At 67.5% G+C, this 7,860-nt stretch carries 4 protein-coding genes and 1 pseudogene; all 5 read right to left on the bottom strand.

The annotated features are described in order from the left end of the window. Positions 1-277, bottom strand: a 277-nt coding sequence (cas5e, locus tag VR44_RS30535) for a type I-E CRISPR-associated protein Cas5/CasD (RefSeq protein ID WP_045950861.1), incomplete at its 3' end; no start/stop codon positions are given. Then, positions 274-1,429, bottom strand: a pseudogene (gene cas7e, locus VR44_RS30540) (type I-E CRISPR-associated protein Cas7/Cse4/CasC). The pseudogene cas7e and the gene cas5e, both read right to left, overlap by 4 nt. Further along, positions 1,426-2,067 (bottom strand): type I-E CRISPR-associated protein Cse2/CasB, encoded by a 642-nt coding sequence (gene casB, locus VR44_RS30545; protein WP_157880448.1) that lies wholly within the window; start codon positions 2,065-2,067, stop codon positions 1,426-1,428. Before casB ends, cas7e begins: the two are co-directional and overlap by 4 nt. 110 nt (positions 2,068-2,177) lie before the next feature. Beyond that, positions 2,178-6,701 (bottom strand): type I-E CRISPR-associated protein Cse1/CasA, encoded by a 4,524-nt coding sequence (casA, locus tag VR44_RS42025; RefSeq protein WP_094192019.1) that lies wholly within the window; start codon positions 6,699-6,701, stop codon positions 2,178-2,180. 140 nt (positions 6,702-6,841) lie between these two features. Beyond that, positions 6,842-7,057: a hypothetical protein gene (locus VR44_RS30555; protein ID WP_045950860.1), complete on the bottom strand. Its 216-nt coding sequence runs from the start codon at positions 7,055-7,057 to the stop codon at positions 6,842-6,844. Between the last annotated feature and the right edge of the window lie 803 nt (positions 7,058-7,860).

Raw genomic sequence — 7,860 nt, forward strand, 5'->3', positions numbered from 1 at the left:
GGTAGAAGCGCTCCGAGACGGGCATCGCTTTGCCGGTGTCGGCGTGCCGTGCGGTCTGGAAGTCGCGCAGGCGGGTGCCGGGCTGGTCGATGCGTACGGCGAAGGACAGGGCCGCGAGGTCGGACAGGTCGGCAGTGCGGTCGCGGCCGAGTGCCGCGGCCAGCATGCCGATGACGCCGCTTTTCGTGGGTGCGGTCTCAGTTGTGCGGCGTGCGAAGCGGGCGGAGGACCCCCAGGACTGCAGGGGTCCGGCCAGCCGTAGGGCCAGGACACTCATCCACGCTTCTCCAGCCTACCGGCAACGGCCTCGCCGACCTTGGTGACGAGTTCCCGCAGGTTGACCTCCTCGCCGAGGCCGGCGAGATCCTGGGTCCGGCTGCCGACGCGCACGATCCAGGTGTGGTCCGCGGCTGCTCCGAAGGCGTCTTCGACGGCGGGGATGTGCTCGGCCAGTGCGTGGCAGGCGGAGCGGACGTGGCCGTCGGCGGCAGCGGGCGATGACGGCGTCCGGGAGGGTGTTGTTGCCGAAGGTGTTGATCTTGCCGGTGGGCATGGAGAGTGTGAAGCCCTCGATGAAGGCTTCCACTGCGCGGCGGACCGGCTCGCCTGTGCGTTCGCCCTCGGTCAGGCCGGCGTCGAGGTTGCGGGTGAGGAGGTCGATGTCGACGGCGGCGTAGCGGTAGAGGGTGGCGGAGTTGAAGTCGACGGTCCCGATCATGCCGGCCCCGGGTTCGGCGTCGCTGTTCTTGTCGTCGACGGCGGTGAAGTAGTCGGTCTCAAGGTCTACGGGGTGGACGCTGAGGGCATGGGCCACCTGTGCGGCGGCGTCGACGTTGATGTCGGCGGTGTCGGCGACCATGCGGCCGAAGAGGGCGATGTCGACGGAGTGCCGGGTGGAGGCGATCTGCTTGGCCTCTGCCTTGATGGCAGAGTCCTTGACGAACACCTTCGGCTCGGCCTTCTGGCCGATGCCCTTGATGGCCAGGTCTGCGAGTCCGTCGAGTTGGCGGGCGCTGAGGAAGAGCAGGTAGGAGGACTGGGGGGCTTGGGGCTCGGTTGTCTCGTCCTCCGTGCCGTCCTTGTCCTTCCCCTTGGCGGGGGGCTTGCGCGTTTCGAGCTTGGCGCCGGTGGCGGTCTGGATGATCTCGACTGCCATGAGCCATACCTGGTCGGTGGTCAGCGTTTCCTGGCGCGCGATGATGCGGTCGCTGAGGGCCTCGACGACCTTCTTGGTGCGGACTCCCAGATCGGCGGGGTCCAGCAGTTCGTTGAAGGCCGCTCGGGTGGCCTTCTTCCATGCCTGGCTGGACACCCGTGAGCGCCGGACGCCGCCGTAGACCGCGCTCTTGGGGGCTCCCGTGTCGTCCCTGTTGATGTTGCTCGGCGGGACGGTCTGCAGGATGTGTACGTCGAGGATGGTGCGGCTCATGTCTGGTCCTTCATGTCGTCGCGGTCGGCGGTCGCGTGCGTGTCGGGTGCTTCAGGCGTGCTGTTTCGCGGTCGCTCGGGGTCGGTGGGCCGCCGGTAGGCGTGGAAGTCTCGTCCCCATGCCTGACGTACCCGCGTGGGTCCGCCGGGCTTCTGCCATTGCTCGAGGTGGTCGGCGAGGAGGCCGTAGTCGAGCGGGATCTCCGCCTTGCGCAGGAGTACAACCAGTTCACGCAGCCGGTGGCTGAGCACGTCGAACGTCGTCGCGGTGCCTGCGCGTAACAGGCGTTTGCGGATCGGTTCGTCGGATTCGGTGCCGGCCATGAGCCGCCGGACGGCGGCACCCAGGGATGCTCCGTCGTCGGCGTGCATGGCTTTGGTGCGGTTGGACTGCTGGTGCAGGGCCCACAGGGTCACGGCGACGTGAGCGGCGCGTTCGGCGCGCACGGCCTTTGCTTCGCTCAGGGGGCGGTCCTCGGGCTGTGCTGCATAGAACTGTTCGATGCCGAGGAGGCCCCAGAGGTCAGGGGTCTCATTGGCCTGGCGGCCGATTCCGCGGCGCAGCCGGGCGAGGTCCTGGACGGCTCGGGGGCTGTCTTTGCGGTAGCCCTCCTGGAGGCTGGAGACGCGGGCCGTCACGGCCCATCGCAGTGGGGAGGGGTGGTCGGGTTTCCTGGGCCCTGCGGTGGCAGTGGCCTGTTGGGGCGCAGGTGGCGACGCGGGCGCCGGGATGTGCGGCGCAGTATCTGTCATGGGGCGAGCTCCTTGGTGGGGTCCGTGTCCTCTGTGCCGTCGGCGCCTTCCGCCGACCCCGCGGCAGGGAGTGGGAGGGCCTTGGCGAGCCTTGCGTGGAAGATCCGCTCGGATTCGGCGTTGTCCAGCCATCCGGCCTCATTGGCGTCGGCCAGGATGGTGTCGGCTGCGCTGCGCAGGATCCGGTAGGCCGTGCGCCGCCAGGCGTCGCGGGCAGCTGAGGGATCTTCGGCGTTGCCGAGGGCGGCGAGCCATTGCCGGTAGGGGCCGTCGAGGAGGCCGAAGCCGAGGTCGCGCGCTGTGTCGCTGGGCGCTTCGGCGGGTCGTCCGGCGGTCCTGGCCAGGTCTCCGGCGAGGTCTCCCAGGGCGTTGACGGCCTTGGTGCTGTCTTCTACCGCTCCGGTTGCTTCCTGCGCGTAGGTCGGGTTGTGCTCGTGGAGCAGGATGACGGGCATGGCGACCCCGTCGTCGACCACCTCGTCGATGACCGACTGCTGTGTTCCGTAAACAGCACTGATCAGTCGGGGGCGGATGAGCAGTTCCCGGGGCAGCAGCTTCTCGTGGGTGAGTTCGGCGATCCACTTCAGTACGCCGGCACGCAGGTACTTCGCAGGATCTGCGTGCTGAGCGGTCTGCTCCTCCGACTGGGAGGACAAGAGGGCGGCGAGGCTGCGCCAGGCGGAACGGGCTGGATCGTGCTGGCGCGGCATATAGACCCGGGGCAGGCTGAGCTTCTTCTCTTGCGGGATGCTGCGGCGCCAGCCGCTCATCGGTTCCCGGGTGTGCGCGTTGGGGACGGGCAGGGGGTCCCCGTAGGACAGCACCACCCCCCGTACGGCCTGGCCGTCGTGATGGAGACGGACACGGCGGGACTGCCATGTGTACAGGTCTCGGGGACCGGTCGGCCTGGCCGCCAAGTCGCTCTGTACGTCCGGTCCGCACTGTTCCCTGCGCCAGGCCGGCCTGTCGTCCTTGTCGACGGTGAGGGCGTAGGTATCGGATGCCACCAGGTTGAGGAGGAGGGTCTGCTGCAGGTCGTCGCCCTCGGCGAACACTCCCCCGAGGTTTCCCGCCCAGCCGACTCCCTGGGGGTACCCCTTGCCTCCCTTGACCCTGGGGTCACCCATGGCTCCGGACTTGATTCCCGAAGTGTCGAATGCGTGGGCGTGGACGAGCCATCGTGCCGCCTCCGCGAAGGGAAGTTGCAGGACTCCGGGCCGGCGCATGCTGAAGAACGGGTCGCCGTTGGGCACGTCAGCCACGATCCGGTTGAGGGACGCCACCTCGGCCTTCTGTGTCTGCAGGTCGGCGACCTGCATGAAAGGCTGGCTGGGATGCAAGAGATCGAAGCGCTCGCGGTGGCGGTCGAGGTAAGGGCCGACTGCGGCGAGCGGTTCGGGGCTTTCGCTGAGCTCCTGCCAGGCGTCGATGTCCTCGGGGCCGTCGACGGCGTCGTGGAGGATGGCGAGCAGGAGACGCATCAGTGCGAATTCCTGCGTGGGTACGTCACCCACGAGCCGGCGGATGTCGGGGGCTCGGGCGAAGACCTCCTTCAAGGAGAGTTCCGCTGCCGTGCCGTCCCGTAACTGGACGGGCAGCCACGGACGGGAGACGAGGTCGAAACTGGGCACGCCTTTCACCAACTTCACGTCCTGGGCGCCGGCCGGAGTGACCTCCAGGCCGTCGGTTTCGCTGTATCGAAGGTCGAAGCCTGCCAGACGGGTCTGACAATCCTCGTCGAGCACGAGAAAGAGCTCTCCGGCGAGGGTGTGGCTCTCCTTGGCCTGCCATGCCTTGGGGCGGAACTGCTCCAGTTCCCCGATCACGCGGTCGATCAGCCATGGTTTGGAGAAGTGGTACGGAAGCCGCAGAGCGCTGACTGCGGCGGCGCGGACCGCTCGGGGGGCTGGTACGGCGTCCAGGGGAAGCTCCAGACCGCCGAGTCCGCGTATCAGCGAAGGCAGCGTGGCATAGCTGCCGTCGGTGCGGCGCTGGATGACGAGTACCTCGATGGATTCCTCGCCGTCCCGGACCTGCGCACGGCCGGCTCGAGTGTCGTCGGCATCGCCCACGCCGGCGTCGATCCATCCGACGAGAGACCGTCCAGGCTTTCGCACTTCGTCGATCCGGAACGCCTGCGCCTTACGACGCTGTTCGGCGATGGCCTGGTCGTGATCGGCAAGCGCGGCGTCCATGGTTTCGGTCCAGGTCTCCGGTACGCAGGGAGTCGCCTGTGCGTACGCTTCCTGAACGAGCGGGCTGATGTGGTCGGGCAGGACCAGGGGGCTCTTGCCCCAGTAGGGGCGCAGGACGGCCAAAGCGCGGATCAGGGCCTGGGACCCGTACACCGCGGCTGACCCTGCTGCCGGGACCGGTGGCTCCGCTGCCCAGTCGACGCCGGTGATCAGGCAGCGAGGGGTGCGGAGGCGTGGCGGCCTCTGCGATTGCCCGTGGCCGCGGGGGTGGCGGTGCAAGCGTCCCATTCTTTGCAGGACCAAGTCGATGGGGGCGAGATCGGTCACCAGGAGGTCGAAGTCAATGTCGAGTGACTGTTCGGCCACCTGGCTGGCAACGACGATGTGCCGGTCTTTCGGGCGGTTGCCGGAGGTGCCGAACCTGGCGACGAGTTCTTCGTCGTTGTGTGCCCGGTCCAGGTCGACGAAGCGGGAGTGCGCCACCGTCACCGATTGCGGCCCGAAGCGCTCGCGCAGGACTTCGGCGGTTCTCAGGACCCGGTCGACGGTGTTGCGGACGACGAGCGCACAGCCGCCGCCGGCGAGCTCGCTCTCCAAGCGGTCGGCGAGACCGCCCAGTCCGTCATCCAGCTGTTCCAGGGTGATCTCGCTGTACCGGTCGGATGCAGCCTCGGGAGTTCCGAAGACCGTTTCCTGGCTCTCGGACACCATGCTGATCAACGGATAGGGATTCGTTTCGGGCAGTGCCGGCTGCGTGTCGGCCGAACCGCGGTAGGCAAGGGCGAGCGCCTGACGGCGGGCTGCGGGCAGAGTCGCCGACAGCATGACCACGGGTACCTTGTAGGCGCCGAGCCAGGACAGGACGCGTTCGAGGTATTCGTTCATGTAGGCGTCGTAGGCGTGGACCTCGTCGATGACGACGACCTTGCCGGCCAGGGCCAGGTGTCGCAGGGCGAGATGCCGGCTCTTGAGCCCTGCGAAGAGCAGTTGGTCGATGGTGCCGACGACGAAGGGTGCGAGCATGCCCTTCTTCCGGCCTCGCAACCACTGATGGGCGACCAGTTCCGACGCGGCGGCACACCGGTCGTCTTTCACAGCGCGCAGGGATTCGGTTGCTCCGTCGAGGTCGACGGCGGCGATCTCACGGGCGCCGGCCCGCATGTCACGAGCGAAGTCGTCGTTGAGGAAGGCCTTGGAATGGGCCAGTGAGACGGTGCGGGTGCCTTCACCCGGGAGGCGTTTGAGCCAGCCGCGCAGACGGCCGTACATCGCGTTGGCCGTTGCACGAGTGGGCAGGGCGACAAAGCATCCCCCGGCCCGGGTGCGGGACGCGAAGATCTCGGCCACCGCGAAGGCAGCTTCGGTCTTCCCCTCCCCCATGGGGGCTTCGATGATCATCAGGCTGGCGGACTCGCCCTCGCGTGCCAGTCTCACTGCCTCGGCCTGCAAAGGGCGCGGGTGCGAAAGCGAGAACCGGTCCGCGAAAAGCGCCTGGGGAGATTCCGTCACGTCTGCGGCGGACCAGGGCGGCGGCAGTTCGATCCCACGCCATGCGGCCTCGATCCGCTCCGCTTCATCACGGGGACGGTCCTCCGGGTACAGCAGGAAGAGGTCCGAGTTGCTGGCGATCCAGTCGGCCAGAATGACCAGGGCGGCGAGCACCACCTGGACAGGCTGCGGAAGTTTCACGGACCGCCAGTGCGGCAGTCGTTCCTCCACTCCGTACGCCGTGGCACAGGTATCGAGGAGCTCCGTCTGTACGTCGTGCCAGAGCTGTTCGCTCGGGCCTGGGGTGCGCAGGAGCTCGGTGTGCTGGTGCAGATAGGGAAAGGCGTCGTGCCCAGGAGGGACCCCGTGGTGGCCTCCCACCGCGACCGCAAAGGTCATGGCGGCGCGGGGGGACCAATCGCGCCGCTCCAGCCACTCCTCCAGGATGACCTGTCCAGCCAGCCCGTGGGGTGCGCGCTTGCGTGCGTCCCCGAACTGCCGTGCAGTGGGCATCTCCAGACCGGCCTCACGCATGGCGTCGGCGAGTACGTCCACCTGGCAGGCGAACGCCGGTGTGGCCTTCCCGATGTCGTGGATGCCCGCCAGCCACACGACAAGGAGTCTGGCGTCCTGGTCCCCGCCGGGCAGTCCGTCCGCGACGAGTCTGCGCACGTTGTGCGGCACCCACTCGTCCCAGAGTCGACCTGCCATCGCAGCGGAGTCGGCCATGTGCCGCCAGAGCGGTAGCCACTTTGCATCCTGCTGAACATGCTTGGCCCAGACGGATCGGGCAGCTTGCGTGAGACCCTCGCTCCATTGCGCTACGTCGTGATGCATCCGAAATCCCCCCGAATCGCAGTGCTTAAAGGCAGTGGGCGACATCGAATCCCCACCGCGAAGCGGGCTCCTCCCAACTCCGCGAGCGGAGGGGAGGGAGCCCGCTCATAATCGGGGCACGGGGTGTACCCCGAACGGTATTACGCCTCAACCACCCGTGTGAGTGACGCGCGCGCTGCGATGACCAGCACGACTACGACGAGAGCGATGAGCGTCGAGAGGCGGATCCAGGCGTCGAGCGGCAGCTGGGATCCGCCGCCGCCCATCAGCACGGCAACAAGGACGGGCAGCAGCCACGACTGTGACTGCTGCCCGATGGTGACCTGGGGGATCCGGCGGGGTAACGTTCGAGGCATTCGCTTCTCCTTCTGCGAATCGGGGTCGAGCCCGCCATGTGTCTTAGCCCGACGGGGCGGGCTCGACCTTCGCGAGTGGGCGCAGTTCTGTCCATGGTCGTCGCAGAGTTCCTGAGACGCCATCAGCTGAGACGCTACCGCATCCTTCCAAGATCCATTACCTCTCGGCCATAGCTCTGTTTCGCAGGCCTTTTGACGCTGAGCATGCACAGTTGAGGAAGTGTTCGACATGGCCAAAGACATCACTATCCCCACCAGAGTGGGGAGCAACATCATGCTGAGCACGCACAGGGATCATCCCCTTGGGGCATCAGGGAGCAGAGATCACACAGGGCCACCATGCGTGGACTCAAAGGCACGGTACCCAGACACATGAACAATGCGCAGCCCTTCCCGCCAAGATAACCAGCAGGCTTTTGCAAGTTGGCACTCATACTGCGGCCATCCAACGGGCGAGCGGTGGACTTCACAGAGTTGCCGCCAACTTGAAATCGCAGGTCAAAGGGCCGGTGTGACCGGGCCCCGGGTACTCGTGCTGGTCGGTTGTCTGGGGTGTAGATCGCTTGCCGGCGGTCGGCTGTCGCTTCTTGAGGTACGTCTCGTTATGTAGGCCCTCGCAGCAGGGTCATCCCCGCGGGTGCGGGGAGCAGCATGGGCGGTACGACGGACAGGTGCGGGTGGCGGGGTCATCCCCGCGGGTGCGGGGAGCAGGTCTCCCGGCCACGTCTCCAGCCACAGCGCCCGGGGTCATCCCCGCGGGTGCGGGGAGCAGGCCGCGCCCCCGGTCCCTGCCAAGGCACGCG

Source organism: Streptomyces katrae, assembly GCF_000966975.1.
GTDB classification, from domain to species: Bacteria; Actinomycetota; Actinomycetes; order Streptomycetales; family Streptomycetaceae; genus Streptomyces; species Streptomyces katrae.